Source organism: Pseudomonas sp. GD03842, assembly GCF_029841165.1.
GTDB lineage: Bacteria > Pseudomonadota > Gammaproteobacteria > Pseudomonadales > Pseudomonadaceae > Aquipseudomonas.
This window is the reverse complement of the sequence record NZ_JAOCEA010000018.1, coordinates 75,329-100,880: the sequence shown is the minus strand read 5'-3', so window position 1 is coordinate 100,880 and position 25,552 is coordinate 75,329. Positions and strand designations below refer to the sequence as shown.

Genomic DNA, 25,552 nt, shown 5'->3' with positions numbered 1-25,552 from the left:
AAGGCAGCGGCGCTACTTGTGATAAGGGTGGCCGGACAACACCGTCCAGGCACGATAGATCTGCTCGCCGATGAGGATGCGTACCAGCGGGTGCGGCAACGTCAACGGCGACAACGACCAGCGCTGTTCGGCGCGGGCGCACACCTCCGGCGCCAGCCCTTCCGGGCCGCCCACCATCAGGTTCACGGTGCGCGAATCCAGGCGCCAGCGATCGAGCTCCGCGGCCAGTTGCTCGGTGCTCCACGGCTTGCCATGGACCTCGAGGGTGACGATTCGCTCACCCGGCTGCACTTTGGCCAGCATCGCCTCGCCTTCCTGACGGATCAGGCGCGCCACGTCGGCGTTCTTGCCTCGGGTGTTGAGCGGAATCTCGACCAGTTCAAGGGCCAATTCGGACGGGAGACGCTTGGCATATTCGTGCCAACCTTCTTCCACCCATTTGGGCATGCGTGAACCGACGGCAATCAGACGCAGACGCACGACGAGCCCTTATTCGTTGCCTGGGGTGTGGTGCGCACCGCTGGCCGCGCGACTCTGCTCGGCACCCATCCACAGACGTTCCAGATCATAGAACTGGCGTGCGGCGGCAGTCATCATGTGCACGATGACGTCGCCCAGGTCCAGTAGAACCCAGTCGCTTTCGCCCTTGCCTTCTTCGCCCAGGGGCTGCGCGCCCTTGGCCTTGACGTTTTCACGGACCTTGTCGAGCATGGCGTTGATCTGACGGTTCGACGTACCGGTGGCAATCACCATGTAGTCGGTCAGGCTGTGCTTATCGCGAACGTCGATGACCTGGATGTCCTGAGCCTTGACGTCTTCCAGTGCGGCCTTGGCCAGTTCAACCAGCTCTTCGCCAGTAACGATGTTTTTTTGCTGTGTCATATAAAACTCATTCAGTTCAATTGGGCGCACGGTACAGCCCGTGCGCCTCGATGTAGGCCAGTACCGCGTCTGGCACCAGAAAACGTACCGACTTACCGCTGGCCAGCAGTTGACGGATCTGGGTGGCAGACACCGAAAGCGGCGTCTGCCAGACGAATGTAATGTGTCCGCCCGGCCCCTTCAGGGCTTTGGGATCACTGACGGCACGTGCCGCCAGCAGGTTACGCAGTGTGTCCGGCGACTCGCTGTCGGCATCCGGACGCTGGAGTACCACGATGTGGCAGTGTTCCAGCAGTTCTTCCCATCGATGCCAGGTCGGCAATCCGCAAAAGGCATCCCACCCCAACACCAAAAAAAGCTGGTCGTCGACAGACAGTTCTGCACGCATCGATTCCAGCGTGTCGATGGTGTAAGACGGTTTGTCCCGCGACAGTTCGCGGTCATCCACCGTTAAAGGCGATACGCCGCGCACTGCACTGCAGACCATCGCCAGACGATCCTGCGCCGAGACACTGGGCGTATCGCGATGAGGCGGCCTGGCGCTGGGCGTCAGACGCAGCTCATCGAGTTCCAGCAACGCGGCCACTTCCAGCGCGCCGCGCAAATGCCCGATGTGCACGGGGTCGAAGGTCCCGCCCAACATGCCGATGCGTTTCGGCCTAGGTCGAACGGGCGCTTCGTCAGGCTGTGCACCTTGGCCTGGGTGTTGCCGATCATCGGTCAACTCAGACAGGTCCTTGTCCGCGCAATTGACGACCATCGCCGACCACGACGTACTTCTCGCAAGTCAGTCCTTCGAGCCCCACCGGGCCCCGGGCGTGAATCTTGTCGGTGGAAATGCCGATTTCCGCGCCCAAGCCGTATTCGAAACCGTCGGCGAAACAGGTTGGCGCGTTGATCATCACCGAACTGGAGTCGACTTCCGTCATGAAACGGCGGGTCTGGGCCTGGGAATCGGAAACGATCGCGTCACTGTGGTGCGAACCGTAATGATTGATGTGCTCGATGGCCTGATCCAGCCCGGTCACGATGCGAATCGACAGAATCGGGGCAAGGTATTCGGTGTGCCAGTCGTCTTCGGTGGCCGCGAGGGCTTCGATCAAGTCGCGGGTCCGCTCGCAGCCGCGCAGCTCGACGCCCTTCTCGCGGAATTGCGCGGCCATGCGTGGGAGGAAATCGGCGGCAATGGCCTGATCCACCAGTAAGGTTTCCATGGCACCGCAGATCCCGTAGCGGTAGGTCTTGGCGTTGAAGCAGATGTTCTGCGCTGCCGCCAGATCGGCGTGCGCGCTGACGTAGACGTGGCAGATGCCGTCCAGGTGCTTGATGACTGGCACCTTGGCGTCACGGCTGACGCGCTCGATCAGGCCCTTGCCGCCACGCGGAACAATGACGTCCACATACTCCGGCATGGTGATCAATGCGCCGACCGCTTCGCGGTCAGTGGTTTCGACGACCTGGACCACGGCAGCAGGCAGACCGGCCTCGGCCAGCCCCCGCTGAACGCAGGCGGCAATGGCCCGATTAGAATGAATGGCCTCTGAGCCGCCGCGCAGGATGGTAGCGTTGCCCGACTTGAGGCACAGGCTGGCGGCATCGATGGTCACGTTGGGCCGTGACTCATAGATGATTCCGACCACGCCCAACGGGACGCGCATCTTGCCGACCTGGATACCCGACGGCTGGAAGTTCATGTCGCGCAAGGTTCCGATCGGGTCCGGCAGACTCGCCACCTGACGCAACCCGGCGATCATGCTGTCGATACGTGCGGGGGTCAGGGCCAGACGTTCGAGCAAGGCGGGTTCGAGCCCGTTGGCCCGGCCATTGGCCAGATCCCGTTCGTTGGCGGCAGTCAACTCGTCACGGGCAGCGTCCAGCGCGGCCGCGGTGGCGGCGAGCGCGCGGTTTTTCTGCGCGGTACTGGCTCGGCCTATCACACGTGACGCTTCGCGGGCGGCGCGACCCAGACGGGTCATGTAGTCAAGAACGGACTCAGTCATGGTCTCAGAGGTCTTGGCAGAGAGGAAAGCGGTCGATTATAGCTGCCGAGCGTGACGAACGACAGCGGCGACAGGCGGATGGTCGATATAAGCCATCGTTGCGCGGACGGCCACTGAAACATTGCAGCGTCAAGGCGCTTGCGGATTCGCTTCATTCAGCCTCAATTAAGCCCGACATTGCTATCATCCCCAGCCATGCCATCACGCTGCCCAACCATGCCCGATCACCGACGCGCCTTGTGCGACCACTTCTTTGACCGCGATGCCCAGACCCTCGCTCGCGACTTGCTGGGCAAGGTGATCCGGCACAAGGTCGGCCCGTTGTGGCTGTCGGCTCGGATCATAGAGACCGAAGCCTATTACCTCGAGGAAAAAGGCAGTCACGCGTCGCTCGGCTACACAGAAAAACGTAAGGCTTTGTTTCTGGATGGCGGCCACATCTATATGTATTACGCCAGGGGCGGCGATTCGCTCAACTTCAGCGCCGCGGGCCCGGGCAATGCCGTCTTGATCAAATCCGCCTATCCCTGGGTCGACGAGGTTTCGGACGAGAACAGCCTGGCGCAGATGCAACTGAACAACCCTGATGCCAGCGGCAACCTGCGACCGCCCGAAAGGCTGTGTGCGGGCCAGACACTGCTGTGCAAGGCGCTGGGGCTGAAAGTGCCGATGTGGGACGCCAAACGCTTCGATCACGCCCAGCTTTTTGTCGAGGATGTCGGTCAGCGGCCTGAGCGAATCGTGCAGACCACGCGCCTGGGCATCCCAACCGGGCGAGACGAACAATTGATGTACCGCTTCGTGGACCTGGACTACGCACGCTTTTGCACCCGCAACCCCCTAAGACGCGGCCAAGTCGAAGGCCGCGATTACTTCATCATCGCGCAAGGAAACTGATCCATGGGCTCATGGCTCGACAGCGTTACCGCGTGGCTTGGCGCCAACCCGTCTTGGTTGGGCGCCGCGATCTTTCTGGTTTCATTCCTCGAGTGCATGGCCATCGCCGGGATCATTGTCCCTGGGACCGTTGCGCTGTTCGCCATCGCGACACTGGCCGGCAGCGGGATTCTGCCGCTGAGCGAAGCGCTGTTGCTGGGGTTGCTCGGTGGCCTGCTGGGCGATTTCGTCTCCTATTTCCTCGGTCGCCGCTTTCACCAGAATATTCGTCGCCTGCCCGGGTTGCGCAGTCATCCGGAATGGATGGCCGGTGCCGAGACCTATTTCCAGCGCTACGGCATTGCCAGCCTCTTGGTCGGCCGCTTCATCGGTCCGTTGCGCCCGATGCTGCCGATGGTGGCCGGGATGTTCGACATGCCGTTTGTGCGTTTCGCCTTGGTCAGCGTGGTCGCCGCGGCAGGCTGGTCGGTGGCCTACATCCTGCCAGGCTGGGCGACCGGCGCGGCCATCCGCTTGCCGCTGCCGGAGGGTTTCTGGCCGGAAGCCGCGGTCGTCGGTGCCGGGCTGGCGATTCTCCTGGGCGTGGCGGTCCAGACCAGCGTTCGGGGCAAGGCCTATGCCACCAAAGCCATTGCGCTGACCTGCCTGATCCTGCTCGTTGCGGTCTTTCTGGGCTGGCCGTATCTGGCCCATCTCGATCAAGGCATCATGACCCTCGTCCAGGAGCACCGCAGCGAAACCGCACAAACCTTCGTGGTGCTGGTCACTGGGCTTGGTGACTTCAAGACGCAGTTCTTCGCTGCTGCCGTGGTCCTGCTGGTACTGGTGCTGACTCGCCAATGGCGGCACGCGATCTTCGCCTGCGCGACGACACTGGGCGCCGCGATCCTCAACCAGACCATGAAGCACACCTTCGCCCGCGCCCGCCCGGAGGTACTGAACGAACCCCTGACCACCTTCAGCATGCCCAGTGGACATGCCTCCGCGTCATTCGCGCTGTTCATGACCCTGGCGGTGCTGGCGGGCCGTGGGCAGCCAGTGCGCCTGCGACTGACCTGGCTATTGCTGGGCGCCATTCCTGCTGCGTCGATCTGCGTGTCCCGGGTTTACCTGGGCGTGCATTGGCCTACCGACGTACTGGCAGGGATGCTGCTGGCGTTTTTCTGCTGCGCCACCAGCCTGGCCTGCATGCAAAACAAGCAGTCGCTGCCGGCCTTGCCGATGCGGGTGTGGTGGTTGCTGCTGCCGGCGGTACTCGCCGTGGTGATCGGAGTAGCCGTGCATTCGCTGACCCATGGGCTGGTTCGCTACGAATACTGACGAGAGGCCACTTCATAGGGCGTATCAACGCAAACCTATCGAAGGCGCGGTGCCCTATGGCTGCATATCCCCCTGCATTTCATCGAGCAAATCCTGAATGGCGTCGAGCCGCTCCTCGGCGTCGTCAATTTCCAGCAGTTCGATCTTGTCTTCTTCGGCGAAGGGCAGCAGGTAGGCCAACTGGTTGGAGAGCGATTGCTGCCCTTCCGCCGTCAGGCCCATCTCCAAAGCAGCCACCATCGGGTGCTCGGCGAGCGCGGCAAGCAAGGCGACGAGGTCCTCGTCTTCTTCTTGAAGGGGACTTTCCTGGGGTGCTTCCAGCCATTCCACGTCAGCGACGAGCAGGTTGTCCTTCTGCACCTGGGCAGCGCTCACCCGGAAACGCCGACCGCCCACCACGCGAATCCCCAGCAGACCGTTGTCCTGTTGCTGAAAGTCAGTGACCACCGCTTCGCAGCCAATCTGAGAAAAGCCCTCGGGGACATTCCCCACCTCGCTGCCTTCGGTGATGCACACCACGCCGAAGCCCTCTCCCTGCTTCATGCATCGGCCAATCATGTCCAGGTACCGCGCCTCGAATATCTGCAGATCGAGTACGCATCCCGGGAACAGCACAGCGTTGAGCGGAAACAAAGGCAACGACATAAACCTATCCTCAAGCACCCATCGTCAAGCGACCAGCGAGATCGCCAATGGTAGAAACAATGCTGTGGCGACTCCCATCAAACTCATGGCCAGCGCCGCAAAGGCGCCACACTCTTCACCTTCTTGCAGCGCCGCAGAAGTCCCCACTGCGTGAGCGGTCAACCCCAGCGCCATCCCTCGGGCCTCTGGGCTGTGGACGCCCGCCAGTGTCAGCAGGCCGGGACCGAATATGCCGCCGATCACCCCGGTGATCAACACGAAGACAGCCGCCAGGGCGGCCACGCCACCAATCTGCTCAGCGACCAACATCGCAATGGGCGAAGTCACGGACTTCGGTGCCATGGTCATGAGGATCATATGATTGGCCCCCAGCCACTCGCCCAGCGCCAGGCATAACCCCGTGGCCACGACGCCGCCCACCATCAGCGTAGTCAACACGGGCCAGAACAACTGCCGGATTCGACGCAGATTCAGATAAAGCGGCACCGCCAGCGCCACCGTGGCGGGGCCCAGCAGAATACTGAGGATATCGGTGTTCTTGCGGTACTCGGCGTAATCCAGGCCGCACATCACCAGCACGCCGACCACCACCAGCATCGAGACCAGCACCGGTTGCAGGAACACCCAACGCGTTTTCTCATACGCTGCCAACACCAGTTGATAGGCGCCCAACGTGACAGCGATACCGAAGAGTGGGTGATGGATCACCGACAGCCATGCGCCTTGCCAGTCCAGGGTCATGATGGCTCCCGGCGCTTGGCCTGCCGATCGATGAGTTTCTGCATCAACCAGCCTGCAAAGGTGAGTGCGATCATCAATGACAAGACCAGCGAGCCCACTATGGCCCAGAAGTCATCGGCGATCTGGCCGGCATACACCATCACACCCACGGCGGGCGGCACCAACAACAAGGGCAGATAACGCAGCAGGCTGCTCGCCGCCAGGCTGACCGGTTCACTCACCTCCCCTCGGATCATCAGGTAGATGAGCAATAGGACCAGACCGATGATCGGGCCGGGCAAGATGGGCAAGCACAAATGATTCAAAGCGGTTCCCAGCAACTGGAACAGCACCAGCCATGTCAGGCCTCTGAGCAACATAAACAACTCCAGCCAATTTGCGGCGCCATTATAAGCACGCCACGCACTGGACTATGGTTTGGTATTCGTGAGGTTTGGGATTCTTGACCAACGCTCGATGGCGTGGTGACCTTCAAATCCAGGCACGCCCAGGCTGTAGGAGCGCGCTTGCCCGCGATGGCGATTTGTCTGTATCGCATTCGTTGCCTGATGCATCCCTATCGCGGGCAAGCGCGCTCCTACAGTGGTGAGCGAGGTAGCCCCATGAATTGAGTGAAGCAATAAAAGCGCCTACTGCCGCACAAAGCTGAAAACAATACCGATCCACAAGGAGAGTACCCATGCCCTACGTACCTGTTGCAGAACTCAAGCGCTATGAAGGCAAGGAACTGGGATGTTCCGACTGGCTGCTGATCGACCAGGCCCGCATCAATCTGTTCGCCGAGGCCACCGGCGACTTCCAGTTCATTCACGTCGACCCCGTCAAAGCAGCGCAGACGCCATTCGGCTCGACCATCGCCCACGGGTTTCTCTCGCTGTCTTTGATGCCGAAGTTGATGGAGTCGCTGCTGGTGATGCCCGAAGGCATGAAGATGGTGGTCAACTACGGCCTGGACAGTGTGCGTTTCATTCAGCCGGTGAAGGTGGATTCCCGCGTTCGTCTAAAAGTCACCCTGGCCGAAGTGACCGAAAAGAAACCAGGGCAATGGTTGCTCAAAGCCACTGCGACGCTTGAAATCGACGGGCAGGACAAGCCGGCGTTCATCGCTGAACCCCTCTCTCTCTGCTTCGTGTAAGCGCTGTCGAACATGAAACAGTCGTAACTGACTGTTTCATGACGCTTCCCGCCTGCGGCATACTCGCTGCGGCTGTGTAAGTGACGCATGACCCAACGCGCCCCAAGCACGCCGAACCCCTCATCTTCGGGATTTATCATGCGTGCGCTTGCTCCTCTGGCCCTGACCCTCCTGCTGACCGCCTGCGGTGACGGCGAATCACTGCTGCCCCCAGACGCACGCCTGCCCGACGGCGGTCGCTACCGTGGCGACGTGGTCAATGGGGTTTTGCAAGGCCAAGGCCGTATCGACTACCCCAATGGCAGTTGGTACGCCGGCACGTTCAAGAACGGGCAATGGAATGGCCAGGGCGAATGGCACGCCAGCAACGGCGACGTCTATAAGGGCGGCTTTCAGGACGGTCTTTTTCACGGCCAGGGCACGCTGACCACCAGCACCGGGACCTACGTCGGCGGCTACAAGCTGGGACGGCGCGATGGCGAAGGCACCCTTAAAGAGCATGGCATGAGCTACCGGGGTGAATTCAAGGCGGACCTTTACGACGGCCTGGGCCACTTGGAATTGGAGGACGGTAGCGAATACCAAGGTCAATTCGCTCACGGCAAACCCAATGGCGAGGGCCAGCGCAGCGACGCAGCGGGCAATCAATTCAGTGGCAAGTTCGTCGATGGCCAGTTACAAGGCACCGGCAATTTCAACAGCGCCGATGGCGATCAATACGTCGGAGGCTTTCACGATAACCAGTTGAGCGGCCATGGGCGCTACGAAAATGCCGACGGCGACGTGTGGTCCGGCGAGTTCAAGGAAGGCGCATTCACGGGCAGAGGCGAGCTGATCGGCACGGACGGGACCCAGTACCAAGGGCAGTTCCGCAATTGGCGTTTCTCGGGCGAAGGTCGCCTCAAGCTGCCGGATGGCAGCCTGTACGTCGGCCGATTCGAGAATGACAATTATGACGGCGCGGGGGTACTCACCACAGCCGACGGCAGCGTGCAGAGCGGCACTTGGTCCAATGGCCAACGGGTGCGTGATGCATCGGGCCGGTTGTTGCCCGACCCTCTGGAGGTCGGTTTGCTCGCACAGGGCGCGCTGATGGAAAAGGCGCTGGCCGCGGTTCCGGCATCCACACCGGCCACCGAACTGTACAGCCTAGTCGTGGGTGGCGACGGCAAACAGAGCGTATTCCTGCGTGAAGCTGACTACGTCAACACAATGCTGGCCACCCGCTTTGGTGCAATGGGGCAGATCACCTTGGTCAACCACCGCGACCACATGGCCGACCGGCCGCTGGCGACCCGAGAAAACATCAAACGCGCGGTGCAGACCCTCGCTCAGCGCAGCGGCCCCGAAGACCTGGTTTTCATCTACCTCACTAGCCACGGCACCCATGACCATGAGTTGGTACTGGATCAACCCCGCCTTGAGCTTTCGGATCTGCCTGCGGACGAAATGGCTGCCGTGCTGGCCCCGCTCAAGAATCGCGACAAGATCGTGGTGATTTCCGCCTGTTATTCCGGGGGCTTCATCCCGGCACTCAAGGACGAGAAAACCCTGGTCATCACGGCGTCGCGACAGGATCGGGTGTCCTTCGGGTGCTCGGAAGAAGCGGATTTCACCTACTTCGGCGAGGCCTTGTTCGGCAAGGCGCTGGTCGAGACCGACGACCTGCAACAGGCGTTCAATGACGCAAGAGTCATCGTGGCAAAACGCGAGATCGAGGAAAACTTCGAAGCGTCAGAGCCGCAAATCTGGGCCCCCAAAGGCGTGCTCGCGCACTGGCAGAAGTTGCGCAAGAGTCAGGCGGAGCGGGCGTTGAATACCGTGGCTATCGATAAGAACCTGCACCATCCCTAGCGGCACGGCACGCGTTCAGCAGCACGTGGGTGCAACGCACGCTCGGCAGTGCGAAGCCTGCGGGGGCGTAAAGCCAAAGCGTAACGGTGCACCGCCATGAAGATTTGCGAAGATTTGTGAAACCCGCTGCGCTACCCGGCAGTCTGTTGCGTTAGAGCGCCTATGCTTGTGTCGTAGCCTGTGTTGTATCAGGGGGGTGGAAAACATGTACTTGACGCCGCAACACATTCTGCTGGCCGGGGCGACGGGGTTGACCGGGGAGCATCTGCTCGACCGCCTGCTCAATGAACCGACCGTCAGCCGGGTCTTGGCTCCCAGCCGTCGTCCTCTGGCTGACCATCCTCATCTGGAAAACCCCGTGGGTGATTTCACATCCCTGCTGGCGGAACTGGGTGGGCGCGTGGATATCGCCTTTTGCTGCCTAGGCAGCACGATCAAGCAGGCAGGCTCGCAGGACGCCTTCCGTGCTGTCGACAAAGACATGGTGGTGGCCTTTGGCAAACGCGCTCGCGAGTTGGGTGCAAGGCATCTTCTGGTGGTCAGCGCGGTCAACGCCGACCCTGAATCGAGCATTTTCTACAGCCGTGTCAAAGGCGAAATGGAGCAGGCGCTCAGGGACCAGGACTGGCCTCAGTTGACCATCGCGCGCCCTTCGCTGCTGATCGGCGAACGGCAGGACCAACGACTGGTCGAGCAGATCGCGGCGCCGATCGCCAAGCTGATCCCGGGCAAATACGGTGGCATCGAGGCCTGTCAGTTGGCTCGCGCCCTGTGGCGCCTTGCGCTGGAGGAGCAGGACGGGGTGAGGATCGTCGAGTCGGATGAGCTGCGGCGGTTGGGCAAATGAGCCGATCCGATGCGCCCAGGCATCATGCAGGGGTAGCCGCCCGCGAATACCCCGCCCAAGTGCTGCGTTGGCCTGGGACGCTAGATCCCACCCGTCGCCTGATACCCCACACCCAATGCCGTCAGCACCGATAACGGCAACAGCACCGTATCGAGCAACGCACTGCCCGGCAGATCCAGCAAAGGGTATTTCGGCGCTTCGGCGCCGAAGCGATCCTTCTCGCAACAACCCCCTCGAATCGCATAAAGATCCAACCGCGTTCCGGAATAGATCACCGGCGCGCCCGGTTGATTGGCGTCGAGGGTCCGAACGGTCGAACAGCCCGTCGCCAACAGCAAGCCGAGGGTGAGGACAAAGAGTTTCTTATTCATCGGCGCCGTAATGGTGTTCGCCCCACCGCGGGAGCATGTCTTGAGGAATGTTCAGCAGATTGAGGATCCGCGCCACGACGAAATCCACCAGATCGTCGATGGTCTGCGGCTGATGGTAGAAGCCGGGCGCCGCTGGAAGAATCACTGCACCCAGATTTGACAGCTTCAGCATGTTCTCCAGGTGAATGCTGGAGAACGGTGCCTCGCGAGGCACCAGGATCAACTGCCGGCGCTCTTTGAGCGTGACGTCTGCAGCTCGCTCGATCAGGTTGTTGCAGGCGCCAGTGGCGATGGCTGACAACGTGCCCGTCGAACACGGCACGACGACCATCGCCGCCGGGGAACCCGAGCCAGAGGCGACAGGCGACATCCAGTCCTCTTTGCCATATACCCTGATTTGCCCATCGGCTGCGCCGGTGTACTCCGTCAGAAAAGCCTGCATCATCTGCGGCTTGGGAGGCAGCGTCACGTCGGTTTCCGTCGCCATCACCAGTTGCGCGGCCTTGGAAATCAGAAAATGCACCTCGCGGTCCTCGCGCACCAGACAGTCCAGCAAGCGCAGGCCGTATTGCGCGCCGGACGCGCCGGTCATGGCCAGGGTGATGCGTTCCGGGCCGCTCATTTCAGCGCCCCGGCCAGCTTCCCGTGCAATCCGCCAAAGCCACCGTTGCTCATGATCACGATATGCGTGCCGGGCTGTGCCTGGCGTTTGACCTGCTCGATGATGGCGTCCAGCGAGTCGCAGACCACAGAAGGCGTTTTGCACAAGGCCGCCGTGGCCGCCAGGTCCCAACCCAGATTCGCCGGAGCGTACCAGACCACCTGATCTGCCTGATCGACGCTTTCCGGCAAGCCGTCTCGGTGCGCGCCCAGCTTCATGGAATTGGAGCGTGGCTCGACGATGGCGATGATCGGCGCATCACCGACTTTCTTGCGCAAGCCGTCCAGCGTGGTGGCGATGGCGGTCGGGTGATGGGCAAAGTCGTCATACAGGGTGATGCCGCGCACTTCAGCGACTTTCTCCATGCGCCGCTTCACGCTCTTGAACGCGCTGAGGGCTTGTACACCCTGCTGCGGCACCACACCCACGTGGCGAGCGGCTGCCAGTGTGGCCAACGCGTTGGCCACGTTGTGCTGACCGGTCATGCCCCAGTCGACCACACCTTGCGCCACACCTTCGAACCAGACTTCGAACCTGGAGCCGTCTTCGCTCAGCAACTTCGCCTGCCATTGCCCACCCTGGCCGGTGGTCTGCACCGGGGTCCAGCAACCCATGGCGATCACCCGCTCCAGGGCGGGCTCGGTGGTCGGGTGAATGACCAGGCCTTCGCTCGGGATCGTACGCACGAGGTGGTGGAACTGCCGCTCGATGGCCGGCAGATCAGGAAAAATGTCCGCGTGGTCGAATTCCAGGTTATTGAGGATCGCGGTGCGCGGGCCGTAATGGACGAATTTCGAGCGTTTGTCGAAGAAGGCGCTGTCGTACTCGTCGGCCTCGACCACGAAAAACGGCGTGTCGCCCAGACGTGCAGAGACGGAGAAGTTCTGCGGCACGCCCCCGATCAAAAACCCCGGAGCCATCCCGGCATGTTCCAGCACCCAGGCGAGCATGCTGCTGGTGGTGGTCTTGCCATGGGTGCCGGCCACCGCCAGTACCCAGCGCCCGCGCAGCACATGGTCAGCCAGCCATTGCGGGCCGGATACGTAGGGCAACCCCTTGTTCAGCACGTATTCGACTGCCGGGTTGCCTCGCGACATGGCGTTACCGACGACCACCAGATCCGGAGCCGGGTCCAGGTGGGCAGGGTCATACCCCTGCATCAGCTCAATGCCCTGCGCCTCGAGCTGCGTGCTCATCGGGGGGTAGACGTTGGCGTCGGAGCCGGTGACTTTATGGCCCAGGTCCTTGGCGAGAACCGCCAACGAGCCCATGAATGTGCCGCAGATACCCAGAATATGAATGTGCATGACCGACCTCTTAAAACATTCGCGCAGGTTAGCTTAGAGAGAGTCGGTTCGCACAGTTCAATTGCCGCTCCACACGGCAGACGTCTTCGCCCGGCGTCAGGCGCGGCTAACGTGAAATCCCATGCTTGCGCAGCTTGCGATAGAGCGTATTGCGGCTGACCCCCAGCGCCTCAGCCGCGTGAGTCATGTGCCAGCGCCGTGCTTCGAGGGCCCTGATCAATGCCGCACGCTCGGCGCACTCCAACGGAGAATCGGCTTCGGTGGGGCGCGGCGGCGACCGTTGAAGAACGGCAGACGGCAAATCGGACAGCTCGATTCGTTCGTCCTCGCACAGCGCGGCCAGTGTTCGCAGGACATTGCGCATTTGCCGCACGTTGCCCGGCCAACTGAAATCCAGCAGCGCCTGCCTGGCTTCGGGATCGATCGTCACCGGATGACCACCTGATTCTTCTTTCAGCAAAAAATCCAGCAATTGCGACTTGTCACTGCGCTCACGCAGCGACGGCAGCGCGACTTCCAGCCCGCTGAGGCGGTAGAAGAGGTCTTCACGGAACGTGCCGCCTTCTACCCTTTCCAACAGATTCCGGTGAGTGGCGCTGATGATGCGCACGTCGATGGGCTGAGGTTCGCCGCCGATGGGCACCACCAGCCGGTCCTCCAACACCCGTAGCAGCCGGGTTTGCAAGGCCACCGGCATGTCGCCGATTTCATCCAGAAACAACGTGCCGCCATCGGCCTGCTGCAACTTACCGCTCATGCCCTCTTTGCGGGCACCGGTAAAGCTGCCGCCCCGGTAGCCGAACAGTTCGCTCTCGATCAGACTTTCGGGAATCGCCGCACAATTGAGCGCCACGAAGGGCTTGCCCGCACGTTGACTGGCTTGATGCACAGCCTTGGCGAATGCCTCTTTGCCCGACCCTGTCTCGCCGTTGATCAGCAGAGGGATGTCGCGCTCGAACACTTTCAATGCCCGACGCAAGGCGCTGCGAAGCACAGGATCCTCCAGACACACGCTGCTCGGCGTCGGCGGCTCGCCACACCGCCCCACACTCTTCGGCGGCATGACCTTCAGTACAGATCGCGTTTGGCCACGCAGCACCGCGAAAAATCCTCGGCCGTCGCGCGTACGCAAGGGCCAGCCAGCGGCAGCAGTTGGAGACGCTCGACTCAACAATTCATCTAGCGAGCATTCGAACAGCGCTTCGACAGGCTGCCCCACCAGCTCCACGGGCCCTACGCTCAACAGGTTCAACGCGCTCTGGTTCAGCGCCATCACCCGCCCGTCGCCATCGAAGGCCAGCAAGCCCTCGCTGAACAACCCGACCGAGCCCGCTTGGAGGTGAAAACGCAGCAACCATTGGTCCTCGAAATGACGCAGGAAGTAGCTGTTTTCAATCATTTTGGCCGAGAGGTTGACCAGCGCCATGGTGTGAAACTGGCTCTGGCGAGACACGTCATGGCGCGCCGAGGACACATCGAGGACTGCCAACAGCTCGCCATGTGGATCGAACACCGGGCTGGCGGAGCAGGTCAGCCCGGTGTGTCGGCCTCGAAAATGTTCGTCGCGATGGATCGTCACGGACTGGCGCTCCACCAGGCAGGTGCCGATGCCGTTAGTGCCCTCGCGCGACTCGCTCCAGTCCGCGCCGAGCCAGAGGCCCGCCCGTTCGAAGATTCGCCGCTCGCCAGGCTCGGTGACGCAGTTGAGGATCACGCCACGGTCGTCTGTCAGCAGCACGGCGTGGCCGCCTGAGAGCTGGCGATGCAGGCTGTTCATTTCGCTTCCCGCGATGCTCAGTACCTGCCGCAGTCGCTGGCGGCTTTCCAACACCCGAGCATGTTCCAGCACAGTAGGGGCCATGGGTTGGGCGGGATCGAGATGATAATCCTCAAGGCAGCGCGTCCACGACCGGGCGATGGAAGGATCGGCGCCAGGTCCATAACGATGATTGGCCTTGCCTTGAGTGACGGTCAGGACCTGTTGGGCATGTCGAGTCAGGTGGTTGCTGGGCACTTTTTATTCTTCCCCCGCTGCATTGCCAATCAGCATCCTCCTCACCTTGGGTCATTGCAATGCTCCCAAAGACTCAATCCAGATCGCTGTCCCAGATTCGATACAAAGTGTCACGCATCCCTGTGCCAGGGTTGGGACACATGCCCCTGCCGGACGTCTGAAATCTGGATGAACCCCCTGTAAAACAGCCACCGTACGGCAGTGGCCCGCCCTTTGCTCTACGCTTTGATCAAGCGCAGCAGCGCGTTATCCCCGCACAATCACAAGAGCAAGGAGATATTCACCATGCGTTATGCACACCCCGGTACTGAAGGCTCGATCGTGACCTTCAAGGCCAAATACGGTAACTACATCGGCGGCGAGTTCGTGCCTCCGGTCAAAGGCCAGTATTTTGAAAACACCTCGCCGATCACCGGCAAATTGATCGCAGAATTTCCTCGCTCCACCGCCGAAGACATCGATAAGGCGCTCGACGCCGCCCATGCGGCCGCCGACGCGTGGGGCAAGACATCCGTTCAGGAGCGCTCGCTGGTTTTGCTGAAGATCGCCGACCGCATCGAGCAGAATCTCGAACTGCTGGCCGTGACCGAAACCTGGGACAACGGTAAGGCCGTTCGTGAAACCCTCAACGCCGACATACCGCTGGCAGTGGATCATTTCCGCTATTTCGCCGGCGCACTCCGTGCTCAGGAAGGCAGCGCCGCCGAAATCGACGGCAACACGGTGGCGTACCACATTCACGAACCGCTGGGCGTGGTCGGCCAGATCATCCCGTGGAACTTCCCACTGTTGATGGCCGCCTGGAAACTCGCACCCGCCCTCGCCGCCGGTAACTGCATCGTGCTTAAACCCGCCGAGCAAACCCCGCTGGGCATCAGTGTACTCATGGAGCTGATCGGCGACCTGCTGCCCAAGGGCGTGCTCAATGTGGTGCAAGGCTATGGCCGTGAAGCCGGTGAGGCCCTGGCCAGTAGCAAGCGCATCGCCAAAATCGCCTTTACCGGCTCCACGCCGGTAGGGTCGCACATCATGAAACTGGCCGCGGACAGCATCATTCCGTCCACGGTCGAGCTGGGCGGCAAGTCGCCGAACATTTATTTCGAAGACGTGATGAGCGCCGAGCCGGAATTCATCGAGAAAGCCGCAGAAGGCGTCGTGCTGGCGTTCTTCAACCAGGGCGAAGTCTGCACCTGCCCTTCCCGCTGCCTGGTGCAGGAATCGATCTATCCGCAATTCATGGAAGCGGTGATGCAGAAGGTGCTGAAGATCAAGCGCGGCGACCCGCTGGATACCGACACCATGGTGGGCGCACAAGCCTCGCAGCAGCAGTTCGACAAGATCCTCTCGTACCTGGACATCGCGCAGGGCGAAGGGGCTGAGCTGTTGACCGGCGGCAAGGTGGAAAAACTGCAGGGCGACCTGGCGACCGGTTACTACATCCAACCGACGTTGCTCAAAGGCAACAACAAAATGCGCGTCTTCCAGGAGGAAATCTTCGGCCCGGTGGTCAGCGTCACCACCTTCAAGGATGAGGCCGAGGCCATCGCCATCGCCAACGACACAGAGTTCGGCCTCGGCGCCGGCGTATGGACCCGCGACATCAACCGCGCCTACCGCGTGGGGCGTGCCATCAAGGCCGGACGCGTCTGGACCAACTGCTACCACCTGTATCCGGCCCATGCGGCATTCGGGGGGTACAAAAAGTCCGGCGTGGGTCGCGAAACGCACAAAGTGGCCCTGGAACACTATCAACAGACCAAAAACCTGCTGGTGAGCTACGACACCCATCCGCTGGGCTTCTTCTGATCCGGCGCCAATGCATCAAAGGACGGCCTCTTCGGAGGCCGTTTTTCATCACTGTGCACGCTGAAGAGCGGTAGGCACATCGACGCCATCACCGCGGCTTTTGGATTGCGCTTTCTAAACCGCTTAGGCACAGTCGAAACGGTCTGTCCCCGTGCCAGTCGCGCCCTCCCCTGTTCATGCATTGCACAATGAAGTTGAGGCCCAACCATGCGGATCATCAAAGCCACCCTGGAGCACCTGGACCTGTTGACCCCGCTGTTCGTCAAATACCGCGAATTCTATGGCGAACTGCCCTTCCCCGATTCCTCCCGGGACTTCCTCGAAAAACGCCTGAAGCGTGAAGAGTCTGTCATCTACCTCGCCTTTCCCGACGATGACGACAGCAGGCTGTTGGGGTTCTGTCAGTTGTATCCCAGTTACTCCTCGCTCTCGCTCAAACGCGTCTGGATCCTCAATGACATCTACGTGACCGAAGATGCCCGTCGCCAGTTGGTCGCCGATCACCTGATGCAAACGGCCAAGAAGATGGCACGCGAAACGCAGGCCGTGCGGATGCGCGTATCGACCAGCGCGAACAACGAAGTCGCGCAGAAAGTCTACGAGTCGATCGGGTTTCGCGAGGACACTCAATTCAAGAACTACACGTTACCGATTAACTGAGTCGCACCTCGATTTGTAGAAGCGCGCTTGCCCGCGACAAGGGGCTGTCAGACGCATCGTTAGTGCTTGACACTGTGCTGTCGCGGGCAAGCGCGCTCCTACGGAAATTTTCGTTCCATCAATACCAAATGTTTCATTTCAGAAACCGCGTCCAGCGACAGGTCGCTTCTTACCTCTATAATGCGGCCCACATCAGCAGTACTCTCCGACCCCGCACGCGACCCGCATCGGGTCTTCCACTCAGGTGCCGTACATGGATTTCAACCCGCTTGACCTCATCCTCCACCTCGACGTTTACCTCGACATGCTGGTGACCCAGTACGGCACATGGGTCTATGCGATTCTGTTTCTGGTGATCTTCTGCGAAACCGGCCTGGTGGTGACGCCCTTCCTGCCCGGCGACTCACTGCTGTTCATCGCCGGCGCCGTTGCCGCGGGCGGCGCAATGGACCCAGTGCTGCTGGCTTGCCTTCTGATGGCGGCCGCAATCATTGGCGACAGCACCAACTACGTGATCGGCCGAACGGTCGGCGACAAACTGTTCAAGAACCCGGATTCGAAAATCTTCCGCCGTGACTACCTGACCAAAACCCACGAGTTCTATGACCGCCACGGTGGCAAGACCGTCACACTGGCGCGCTTCCTGCCGATCATTCGCACCTTTGCCCCGTTCGTCGCCGGTTTGGGCAAGATGCCTTACCTGCGCTTCCTGGGCTTCAGCGTGCTGGGTTCGATCCTGTGGGTAGGCAGCCTGGTCGCCCTCGGCTACTTCTTTGGCAACATCCCCTTCATCAAGAAAAACCTCACCCTGCTGGTGTTGGCAATCATTCTGCTGTCGTTGCTGCCAATGATCGTCGGCCTGGTCCGCAGCCGCATGGGCCGCTCCGCCCCTGCGCGCTGAGTCATGGGCTTGAAAGGGTGGTCGGTGCGCGGCTGGCTCAGGCGGCGCACGCTGGCCCGTCATCCGGTCGACCCCGCACTGTGGGCTCGCGTGCGCGAGCGCTTGCCGATGCTCGACGGACTCAGCGTCGAGCAGGACCGCCATCTGCTGGACAGCAGCGTGTTGTTCCTCCAAGCCAAACATCTCACGGCGCTGGAAGGTGTCGAGCTCGATGATGAAGCCCGCCTGTTCCTCGCCGCCCAGGCTCAGTTGCCGCTGCTGGCCCTTGGCGACCTCAACTGGTACCAGGGCTTTCATGAAATCATCCTTTATGGGGATGACTTCATCAGCCCGCAGCGGCACCGCGACGCCAGCGGCATCGAGCACGAGTGGGACGGCGAACACAGCGGCGAAGCCTGGTCGCAAGGTCCGGTCATCCTCGCCTGGCCCGGCGTGCTGGCGAGCGGTGGCTGGGAAGCCTATAACCTGGTCATTCACGAACTGGCCCACAAACTGGACATGCTCAACGGGGCAGCCAATGGTCTGCCGCCGTTGCACAACGACATGCGCATTGCCGACTGGGCCAGCGCGATGCAAGGCGCCTACGACGATCTCAATCGCCAACTGGATGCCGACCCGGATGCCGAGACAGCGATCGATCCCTACGCAGCGGAGAACCCAGCCGAGTTCTTTGCCGTCACCAGCGAGTACTTTTTCAGCGCACCTGATGTGCTGACCGAGGCATATCCGCAAGTCTATACGCAACTCAAGGCATTCTATCGGCAGGACCCTCTGACGCGGCTCAGGGCACTTCAGGCCGAGGATCCGGTCTACTCGACGCCCGACGATGCCCAGAGCTGATCGTGGTACATGGTAACGCTTCCCAAATGTGCCTATAATCCGGCCCACTTTTTGGCGTTGCATGCCGAATTCCGAATGGTCAACCAAGGGGGCAAAGCCCAATGAGCTACAGCAAGATTCCGGCTGGCAAAGACCTGCCGAACGACATCTACGTCGCCATCGAAATCCCGGCCAACCACGCGCCGATCAAGTACGAAATCGATAAAGACAGCGACTGCCTGTTCGTTGACCGTTTCATGGCCACGCCCATGTTCTACCCGGCCAACTACGGTTACATCCCGAATACTCTGGCAGACGACGGTGACCCGCTCGACGTGCTGGTCGTGACGCCTTACCCAGTGGCCCCAGGTTCGGTGATTCGCGCACGTCCGGTCGGCATTCTGAACATGACCGACGACGGCGGTGGCGATGCCAAGGTCCTGGCCGTTCCGCACGACAAGCTGTCCCAACTGTACGTCGACGTGAAGGAATACACCGACCTGCCTGAACTGCTGATCAAGCAGATCCAACACTTCTTCGAGAACTACAAGGATCTCGAGAAAGGCAAGTGGGTCAAGATTGAAGGCTGGGGAGGCGCAGACGCCGCTCGCGAAGCCATCACCAAATCGGTTGCCGCCTACAAAGGTTGATCCGGTTCAAAGTCTCCGAAGCGCCTGACGCTTCGGAGGCCATCGGCTCAACTCCCCGCTACACCCCGCCACGTCCACCTACTTTTTTATTTATTCGCCGCGTTTAAATTGACGCCTCTCAAACAAAGCGTTCACTTCAATCGTTCGTTTTGGCCTTTCCTGCAACAGACTATTGCCCCACTCCAGGCTTCGGCCGCTCTAAGACCTGTCCTGATCTCGTCGTTACCCCATACCGCGCAAAGTCTTGCTTCCTGGCATTGTTGACGAAAAGCCAACAACTTAAGAAACGCCCTACATTATTAACGCCTTACTGTAGTCCTTACTATTCACCACTCGTTTGATCTCGCGCGCATTTGAACACTTCGTTCATTTAAACGAAGTTGAACGGCACGTAAACTTTGCGCCATGAATACATCAGGTGATCGACTACGCATTCTTCTGCGAGAGTGCCATCTCTCCGCTACAGACTTCGCCGCCAACCGCAAGGTGACGCCGCAGCACGTGAACAACTGGTTCAAGCGCGGTATCCCCATGGCCCGCATGGAGGAAGTCGCCGAACTGCTGAGCGTCAATGTGCGCTGGTTGCGCAGCGGCGAGGGGCCCAAGCACCCCGGGGACACGCGTGACAAGCACGGCACAGACGGTCCGGGGAGGCGCCGGGGCGAGCGGCCTGGCGACCGCGAAGAACTGGAACTGCCGCTTTACACCGAATTGCAGACGCAACCCAGCGGTCGCGCCTGTGTCGCGGAGGCGCCCCACCAGAAAATCAGGCTCGCCCGACGCATCCTCGACGCCATGGACGTCGAACTGCACAACGCGATCTGTGTGGCCATGGTGGGCAGCAGCATGGCAGACAAAATTCAAGACGGCTCGCTGATGGGTGTGGACCGAGGCCGCGTGCAGATCATCGACGGTGAGATGTACGCCCTCGAACACGCCGGCATGCTGCGAGTGAAATACCTCTATCGCTTGCCCGGCGGCGGCCTGCGCCTGCGCAGCCACAACGCGGCCGAATACCCGGACGAAATCTTCAGCGCCGAGCAGGTCCAGGAACAACGCATCCACGTGCTGGGCTGGATCTTCTGGTGGTCGACCCTCAATCACCGTCGCCACCCCGCGGCCCTTCCCTGATGTGCAGGAAAAGACCCGAGGCTGCACACGAAGACTGGGCAGACGCCGCGAACCTGCGTATCCTGCACGCCTTCGTTTCACCACCCGTTGGCTACCCGCCGAAGGGTGATCGACCTGACACCGGCCCACGGCCCGTCTCGTCTACCTGACAAGCGCCTGCATGCAGCGCGCACGTTTGCGGATGGGTGCGGTGAGCCAAAAACTCGCCAAACCTGTCACCGAGAAGCCGGCCACAAGCCGGCTTTTTAATGAGCGCTGCTTATTCGCCCTTGCGCGCAGTGCCTCGTCCAGAGATCACAAACTCGCCGCGCCACTACTACCAAAGACCCCCGCCTGCCCCCTCCAAAGAACCATTTAGCCCCGTTCCCGTGGCGCCTAGGATGGTCCTGTCTCGATGAGTACCCCTCCGGCCACCCGGCCGAAGCCAACAATGATAAGAAAGAGGATCAGTCAATGAGCAGCACGTTCTTCATTCCGTCCGTGAACATGATGGGTATTGGCAGCCTGGGCGAGGCGGTCGATGCCATCCGCAAATATGGCTTTCGCCATGCGCTGATCGTCACCGATGCGGGACTGGCCAAGGCCGGTGTGGCTGACAAGGTGGCCGGGCTGCTGCGAGAGCAGGACATCAACGCCACGATTTTCGACGGAGCCAAACCAAACCCTACCGTCAGCAACGTGGAGAACGGCCTGCGGCAGCTCAAGGCCAGTGGCGCTGACTTCATCATTTCCCTGGGTGGCGGATCGCCCCATGACTGCGCCAAAGGCATTGCGCTGGTGGCGGCGAACGGCGGGGAAATCGGTGACTACGAAGGGGTGGATCAATCGGCCAGGCCGCAGCTGCCATTGATCGCGATCAATACCACTGCGGGCACGGCCAGCGAAATGACGCGCTTCTGCATCATCACCGATGAAACCCGTCATGTGAAAATGGCAATCGTGGACCGCAACGTCACGCCCTTGCTGTCCGTCAACGACCCCTCCTTGATGGCGGCGATGCCCAAAGGGCTGACCGCTGCCACCGGCATGGACGCGCTGACCCATGCCATTGAGGCCTACGTCTCCACGGCGGCCACGCCGATCACCGACGCCTGCGCGCTCAAAGCGGTGGAGCTGATTTCCGCCAACCTGCGCACGGCGGTGGCCAACGGCAGCGACATGCCTGCGCGAGAAAACATGGCATATGCCCAGTTCCTCGCCGGCATGGCCTTCAACAATGCCTCGCTCGGTTATGTGCACGCGATGGCTCACCAATTGGGCGGTTTCTACGATTTGCCCCACGGCGTGTGCAACGCGGTGTTGCTGCCCCATGTCGAGAGTTTCAACGCCAGTGTCTGTCCAGCACGCCTGAAAGACGTGGCAGCGGCGATGGGCATCGACACCCAGCGCCTGGACGACACCCAGGGCGCGGCTGCGGCCATCGCGGCCATCCGCAAGCTGTCGGGCGACATTGGCATTCCGGCCGGCCTGACCGAACTGGGCGCCAAAGCCGATGACATCCCGACGCTGGCGGCCAACGCCATGAAAGATGCCTGCGGCTTCACCAACCCGCGCCCTGCGACTCAGGAGCAGATCGAGGAAATCTTCCGCACTGCGATGTAGAGAAGGGCTTCGCGATCAGGAGCCGCTTACGGTTCCTGATCGCTTCCGGCGATAAGCCTCATTCCGCCGCTACCGGCGGGACCAGAGGCGGCGCCAGGATGTGGTCGAGGAACAACAGCGCAGCGCTGGATAATCCCTGCCGCGATCTTACGCAAACGCTCAGTTCACGGCTGGCCCAGTCATCACTCAGGTTCACGGCACGGGCACCGTTGAGCTTGTAAATCGCCACGCTCCCCTCCGGCATGATGCCGACCCCCACTCCCGCCTGAACCATCAGACAGAGCGCGTCGTAACTGGACACTTCCATGCGGATTTTCAGCGAACGTCCCAAATCGTTGGCGGCCTTGATCAACTGAAAGTTCAAGTGCGTGCCGCTGCGCAGGGTGACGTGGTCGTGAGCGAGGGTTTCGCTGAAGCTCACAGATTCGCGCCCGGATAGCGGATGACCGCTGGGCACCAGCACCACCAGCCGGTCGGTGCGAAAGGGGAAGACTTCGATGTCCGCCCCATGGGGCAGGCGCGTGAAGATGCCGATATCCGCGCGGTTCTCGGCCACGGCTTTGGTGATCGCAAGGCTTTGCTGTTCTTCGAGACTGACAGTGATCAGCGGGTACAGCGCCATGAACGACTGAATCAACCCCGGCATGAACTGGGTAATGGCCGAGACATTGGCCAGCACCTGCACCGACCCGCGACGCCCATGGGAGTAATCGCGCATCTGAACAACGATCTCGTTGAGGTTGTTCAACGCGCTGCGGGCCATGAACAGTAGCGACAGCCCCGCGTCGGTCGGCGTGATGCCCTTGTTGGTGCGCGTGAGCAAACGCGAATCGAGCAGCTCTTCCAATTCGCTGAGGCGCTTGCTCACTGCCGCCGCCGCGATGTGCTCGCGTTTGGCGGCAGCGGCGATGGTGCCTTCTTCAACGACGCTGACGAACAGGCGCAGCGAAACGGGGTCGAGCTTCATGTGGGGTACCGGGCGTGCAGGCCAGAATGTCCGCCATAGTACCCCGTCAGGCACAGCGTCAGAACGCCCCGGACAACAGATGACCGGCGTTCGGCACCTGGGCTTTCAGGCCAAGGGTCTTCAGCATCTGGTAAACGGTCGCGACCGAGGCTGACAACACCGGTTTGTCGAGGCGGTCCTGGACCACTTGAATCGCAGGCAACGACGGCATCTGCACGCAGCAGGACAGCACCACCCCGTCCGCCTGCCCGATGTTCAGTCTATCGGCGTGCGCCACCAGGTTCATCGGGTCGAGCCGCCCCACGGCGAGGTTGTCCGAGACTTCCAGGCTGATGGCGTCCACGACTTCGATGCCCGCCGCTTCGATGTAATCGATCACCTGGGCGGTCAGCGGCTTCATGTAAGGGGTGATGATCGCGATTTTCTTGTAGTCGAGCATGTGCAGACTGTCGATCAGGGCGCCCGCCGAGCTCAGCACCGGAGCGCTGGAGGTATTCGCGGCAACGGTCTTGCTTAGACGCTCCTGAGAAACCGTGTGATAGCCCGCGCCCTGGCACATGATCGCCACCAGACAGGCATACGCCATGACGTCCACCCGCGCGTCGCTGAGCTCCAGCGCGCAGCGGTCGCTGTCGACATCCATCTTTTTCAGCTCTTCGGGGCTGACGTGCATCATGCGCATGCGCGAGGAGTGAAAGGTGAAACGCTCCTCCGGAAACAACGCATAACGCGAAGTCAGCATCGCCGGAATTTCGGTTTCCATGGTGGTGTTGGAGCTGGGGACGATCTGGCCGATTCGAAAGTTTTTCACGGGCTCTCCTTCATTTCGCTTGGGGCGAGGGGTCACATGGGACCGATGTTAGGAGCGCTGGAAAGGGGCGTATATCAAGCATTGGCGAGCCTGCCATCGCGGTTGGCGATGGCAGGCAATCGGTGTCAAGGTGGGGATCAGGCGTTGGAGAGCGCCCCCGCAGGCTCCGAGGCTTCGACCTTGTGGTTGCCGAGCATTGCCTTGGGAATCGAGAGGATCAAGCCCGCGCTGACGAACAGGCACGCGCCCAGTACGTAGGTCCCGTTGTTGATGTTCCCGGTAAGGTTCTCGGCGACAGCCGTGATCATCGAACCGGTGAACCCAGACAGGTTACCGATGGCGTTGATCATGCCGATCCCCGCCGCAGCGGCGACGCCTGACAAAACGGTGCCAGGCAGGGTCCAGTAGATCGGCATCAGGCTCAGCACACCAGAGGCGGATACGCTGAGGAAGATGATCGACAACACCACGTTGTTGGCGAAGTAGGCGCTGAGGATCAGGCCGATTCCGCCAATGACCGCAGGAATCGCCGCATGCAGGCGGCGCTCACCGGTCCTGTTGGAGTGACGGGCATTGAGCGTCATCGCGATAACGGCGATTCCGTAGGGAATTGCAGTCAACAGGCCGATGTCCAGCGGGTTGGAAATGCCTGCGCTTTTAATGATCGACGGCATCCAGAACGCCAAACCGTAGAAGCCTGTGTTGAAGGTCAACAGAATCAGCACCAACAACCACACCCGGCCATTGAACAGGACTTCGCGCAGGCTCGACGCCTTGCCTTTACTGTCGTGCTGCAGGTTGGCCTTGAGCATGGCTTTTTCTTCCGGCGACAGCCATTTCGCGGCATCGATATTGTTCGCCATGAACGCCAGCACCACGAACGCCATGACCACGGAAGGAAGGCCTTCGATGATCAGCAGCCACTGCCAACCGGCCATGCCTTGTACGCCTTGCATCTTGGTCATCAACCAGCCGGAAACAACGCCCCCCAGGGTCAGACTGATCGGCATGGCCATCAGGAAGCCAGACATCACGCGACTCTGACGGCGCGTCGGGAACCAGTAGTTGAGGTAGAGAATGACGCCTGGGAAGAACCCTGCTTCGCAGATGCCGAGCAAGAAGCGCAGCACATAGAACATGGTTTCCGACTCGATGTGGAAAAACTTCGCCAACGGCACGGTGAAGGCCACGGCCATTGAGACGATGGCCCAACTGAGCATGATTCGCGCGATCCAGAAACGGGCGCCGAAGCGATGCAGCAGCAGGTTGCTGGGCACCTCGAAAATGAAGTAGCCCCAGAAGAAAATGCTCGCGCCCAAGGCGTAGACCGTGTTGCTGAATTGCAGGTCGTTGAGCATGTCCAGCTTGGCGAAACCAATGTTGACGCGGTCCAGGTACGCCGCCATGTAGCACAGCAGCAAGACAGGGAGAATGCGCAGGATGACCTTGCGGTAGGTACGATCTTCGAAGCTGGCGTGCCCGGCGCCCGAGTGTTCGGGCAGGCGATCAGATGCAGTTGCCATGGTAGGAC

The 25,552-nt window shown here is 61.0% G+C and carries 26 protein-coding genes; 12 read left to right on the top strand and 14 right to left on the bottom strand.

Annotation, left to right across the window (positions count from 1 at the left end; genetic code table 11):
- Nucleotides 1-12 precede the first annotated feature (12 nt).
- The 4 genes from rlmH to N5D61_RS22555 are packed head-to-tail and all read right to left on the bottom strand — an operon-like array spanning nt 13 to nt 2,882.
- Nucleotides 13-480 carry a 23S rRNA (pseudouridine(1915)-N(3))-methyltransferase RlmH gene (gene rlmH / locus N5D61_RS22570; protein ID WP_108239561.1) on the bottom strand — a complete coding sequence of 156 codons (468 nt, stop codon included), beginning with the start codon at nt 478-480 and terminating at the stop codon, nt 13-15.
- 9 nt (nt 481-489) lie between these two features.
- Nucleotides 490-882 (bottom strand): ribosome silencing factor, encoded by a 393-nt coding sequence (gene rsfS, locus N5D61_RS22565; RefSeq protein ID WP_108239560.1) that lies wholly within the window; start codon nt 880-882, stop codon nt 490-492.
- Nucleotides 883-898: 16 nt separating this feature from the next.
- Nucleotides 899-1,642 carry a nicotinate-nucleotide adenylyltransferase gene (gene nadD / locus N5D61_RS22560; protein ID WP_279894272.1) on the bottom strand — a complete coding sequence of 248 codons (744 nt, stop codon included), beginning with the start codon at nt 1,640-1,642 and terminating at the stop codon, nt 899-901.
- A complete protein-coding gene (locus N5D61_RS22555; RefSeq protein WP_279894271.1) occupies nt 1,608-2,882 on the bottom strand; it encodes a glutamate-5-semialdehyde dehydrogenase in 1,275 nt (424 codons plus the stop codon). Before N5D61_RS22555 ends, nadD begins: the two co-directional genes overlap by 35 nt.
- Before the next feature lie 216 nt (nt 2,883-3,098).
- Between N5D61_RS22555 and N5D61_RS22550 the strand changes: the two genes are divergently transcribed.
- Together N5D61_RS22550 and N5D61_RS22545 are read left to right on the top strand one after the other, a co-directional pair.
- Entirely contained in the window at nt 3,099-3,779 is a 681-nt protein-coding gene (locus N5D61_RS22550; protein ID WP_108239558.1) for a DNA-3-methyladenine glycosylase, read from the top strand.
- A 3-nt stretch (nt 3,780-3,782) separates the two neighbouring features.
- Entirely contained in the window at nt 3,783-5,099 is a 1,317-nt protein-coding gene (locus tag N5D61_RS22545; protein ID WP_279894270.1) for a bifunctional DedA family/phosphatase PAP2 family protein, read from the top strand.
- 54 nt (nt 5,100-5,153) lie between these two features.
- Here N5D61_RS22545 and N5D61_RS22540 read toward each other — a convergent pair whose 3' ends face one another.
- From N5D61_RS22540 to N5D61_RS22530, 3 genes are read right to left on the bottom strand one after another with little or no spacing between them, the layout of a single operon-like run.
- Nucleotides 5,154-5,744 (bottom strand): LON peptidase substrate-binding domain-containing protein, encoded by a 591-nt coding sequence (locus tag N5D61_RS22540; protein ID WP_108239556.1) that lies wholly within the window; start codon nt 5,742-5,744, stop codon nt 5,154-5,156.
- A 24-nt stretch (nt 5,745-5,768) separates the two neighbouring features.
- Entirely contained in the window at nt 5,769-6,485 is a 717-nt protein-coding gene (locus tag N5D61_RS22535) for an LrgB family protein (RefSeq protein WP_108239555.1), read from the bottom strand.
- Nucleotides 6,482-6,844 (bottom strand): CidA/LrgA family protein, encoded by a 363-nt coding sequence (locus N5D61_RS22530; protein WP_108239554.1) that lies wholly within the window; start codon nt 6,842-6,844, stop codon nt 6,482-6,484. The genes N5D61_RS22535 and N5D61_RS22530 overlap by 4 nt, the downstream gene beginning before the upstream one ends.
- A 320-nt stretch (nt 6,845-7,164) precedes the next feature.
- Here N5D61_RS22530 and N5D61_RS22525 point away from each other — a divergent pair, with 320 nt between their 5' ends.
- The 3 genes from N5D61_RS22525 to N5D61_RS22515 all read left to right on the top strand — a co-directional run bounded on the left by N5D61_RS22525 (nt 7,165) and on the right by N5D61_RS22515 (nt 10,321).
- Nucleotides 7,165-7,620, top strand: coding sequence for a MaoC family dehydratase (locus tag N5D61_RS22525; protein ID WP_108239553.1), 456 nt, complete (start codon nt 7,165-7,167; stop codon nt 7,618-7,620).
- A 138-nt stretch (nt 7,621-7,758) separates the two neighbouring features.
- Nucleotides 7,759-9,474, top strand: coding sequence for a C13 family peptidase (locus N5D61_RS22520; RefSeq protein WP_279894267.1), 1,716 nt, complete (start codon nt 7,759-7,761; stop codon nt 9,472-9,474).
- A gap of 205 nt (nt 9,475-9,679) precedes the next feature.
- A complete protein-coding gene (locus tag N5D61_RS22515; protein ID WP_108239551.1) occupies nt 9,680-10,321 on the top strand; it encodes an oxidoreductase in 642 nt (213 codons plus the stop codon).
- An 80-nt stretch (nt 10,322-10,401) separates the two neighbouring features.
- Here the strand turns inward: N5D61_RS22515 and N5D61_RS22510 are convergent, their stop codons facing one another.
- The 4 genes from N5D61_RS22510 to N5D61_RS22495 all read right to left on the bottom strand — a co-directional run bounded on the left by N5D61_RS22510 (nt 10,402) and on the right by N5D61_RS22495 (nt 14,674).
- Complete coding sequence (locus N5D61_RS22510; protein WP_108239550.1) at nt 10,402-10,692, bottom strand: YceK/YidQ family lipoprotein; 291 nt, start codon at nt 10,690-10,692, stop codon at nt 10,402-10,404.
- Nucleotides 10,685-11,314 carry a flavin prenyltransferase UbiX gene (gene ubiX, locus N5D61_RS22505; protein WP_108239549.1) on the bottom strand — a complete coding sequence of 210 codons (630 nt, stop codon included), beginning with the start codon at nt 11,312-11,314 and terminating at the stop codon, nt 10,685-10,687. The genes N5D61_RS22510 and ubiX overlap by 8 nt, the downstream gene beginning before the upstream one ends.
- Nucleotides 11,311-12,660, bottom strand: coding sequence for a UDP-N-acetylmuramate:L-alanyl-gamma-D-glutamyl-meso-diaminopimelate ligase (gene mpl, locus N5D61_RS22500; protein ID WP_108239548.1), 1,350 nt, complete (start codon nt 12,658-12,660; stop codon nt 11,311-11,313). The genes ubiX and mpl overlap by 4 nt, the downstream gene beginning before the upstream one ends.
- Before the next feature lie 106 nt (nt 12,661-12,766).
- Entirely contained in the window at nt 12,767-14,674 is a 1,908-nt protein-coding gene (locus N5D61_RS22495; protein WP_279894266.1) for a sigma-54-dependent Fis family transcriptional regulator, read from the bottom strand.
- Nucleotides 14,675-14,959: 285 nt separating this feature from the next.
- On the opposite strand from N5D61_RS22495, the gene N5D61_RS22490 reads away from it, so the two are divergent.
- The 7 genes from N5D61_RS22490 to yiaY all read left to right on the top strand — a co-directional run bounded on the left by N5D61_RS22490 (nt 14,960) and on the right by yiaY (nt 22,243).
- Nucleotides 14,960-16,480, top strand: coding sequence for an aldehyde dehydrogenase family protein (locus N5D61_RS22490; RefSeq protein ID WP_108239546.1), 1,521 nt, complete (start codon nt 14,960-14,962; stop codon nt 16,478-16,480).
- Between the two features lie 207 nt (nt 16,481-16,687).
- Complete coding sequence (locus N5D61_RS22485) at nt 16,688-17,140, top strand: GNAT family N-acetyltransferase (protein ID WP_279894265.1); 453 nt, start codon at nt 16,688-16,690, stop codon at nt 17,138-17,140.
- 253 nt (nt 17,141-17,393) lie between these two features.
- Nucleotides 17,394-18,041, top strand: a complete 648-nt coding sequence (locus N5D61_RS22480) for a DedA family protein (protein ID WP_108239544.1) — start codon at nt 17,394-17,396, stop codon at nt 18,039-18,041.
- Between the two features lie 9 nt (nt 18,042-18,050).
- Complete coding sequence (locus tag N5D61_RS22475) at nt 18,051-18,881, top strand: zinc-dependent peptidase (RefSeq protein WP_279894264.1); 831 nt, start codon at nt 18,051-18,053, stop codon at nt 18,879-18,881.
- A 101-nt stretch (nt 18,882-18,982) separates the two neighbouring features.
- Entirely contained in the window at nt 18,983-19,510 is a 528-nt protein-coding gene (gene ppa, locus N5D61_RS22470) for an inorganic diphosphatase (protein ID WP_108239543.1), read from the top strand.
- Between the two features lie 405 nt (nt 19,511-19,915).
- On the top strand, nt 19,916-20,641 hold the full coding sequence (locus tag N5D61_RS22465; protein WP_108239542.1) for an XRE family transcriptional regulator: 726 nt from the start codon (nt 19,916-19,918) through the stop codon (nt 20,639-20,641).
- Between the two features lie 453 nt (nt 20,642-21,094).
- On the top strand, nt 21,095-22,243 hold the full coding sequence (gene yiaY, locus N5D61_RS22460; protein WP_279894263.1) for an L-threonine dehydrogenase: 1,149 nt from the start codon (nt 21,095-21,097) through the stop codon (nt 22,241-22,243).
- A 58-nt stretch (nt 22,244-22,301) separates the two neighbouring features.
- On the opposite strand, the gene N5D61_RS22455 is transcribed toward yiaY, so the two are convergent.
- The 3 genes from N5D61_RS22455 to N5D61_RS22445 form a co-directional block, all read right to left on the bottom strand.
- Complete coding sequence (locus N5D61_RS22455; protein WP_279894262.1) at nt 22,302-23,210, bottom strand: LysR family transcriptional regulator; 909 nt, start codon at nt 23,208-23,210, stop codon at nt 22,302-22,304.
- Nucleotides 23,211-23,268: 58 nt separating this feature from the next.
- Nucleotides 23,269-24,021, bottom strand: coding sequence for an Asp/Glu racemase (locus N5D61_RS22450; protein WP_108239539.1), 753 nt, complete (start codon nt 24,019-24,021; stop codon nt 23,269-23,271).
- A 137-nt stretch (nt 24,022-24,158) separates the two neighbouring features.
- Nucleotides 24,159-25,544, bottom strand: coding sequence for an MFS transporter (locus tag N5D61_RS22445; RefSeq protein ID WP_279894261.1), 1,386 nt, complete (start codon nt 25,542-25,544; stop codon nt 24,159-24,161).
- Nucleotides 25,545-25,552 lie beyond the last annotated feature (8 nt).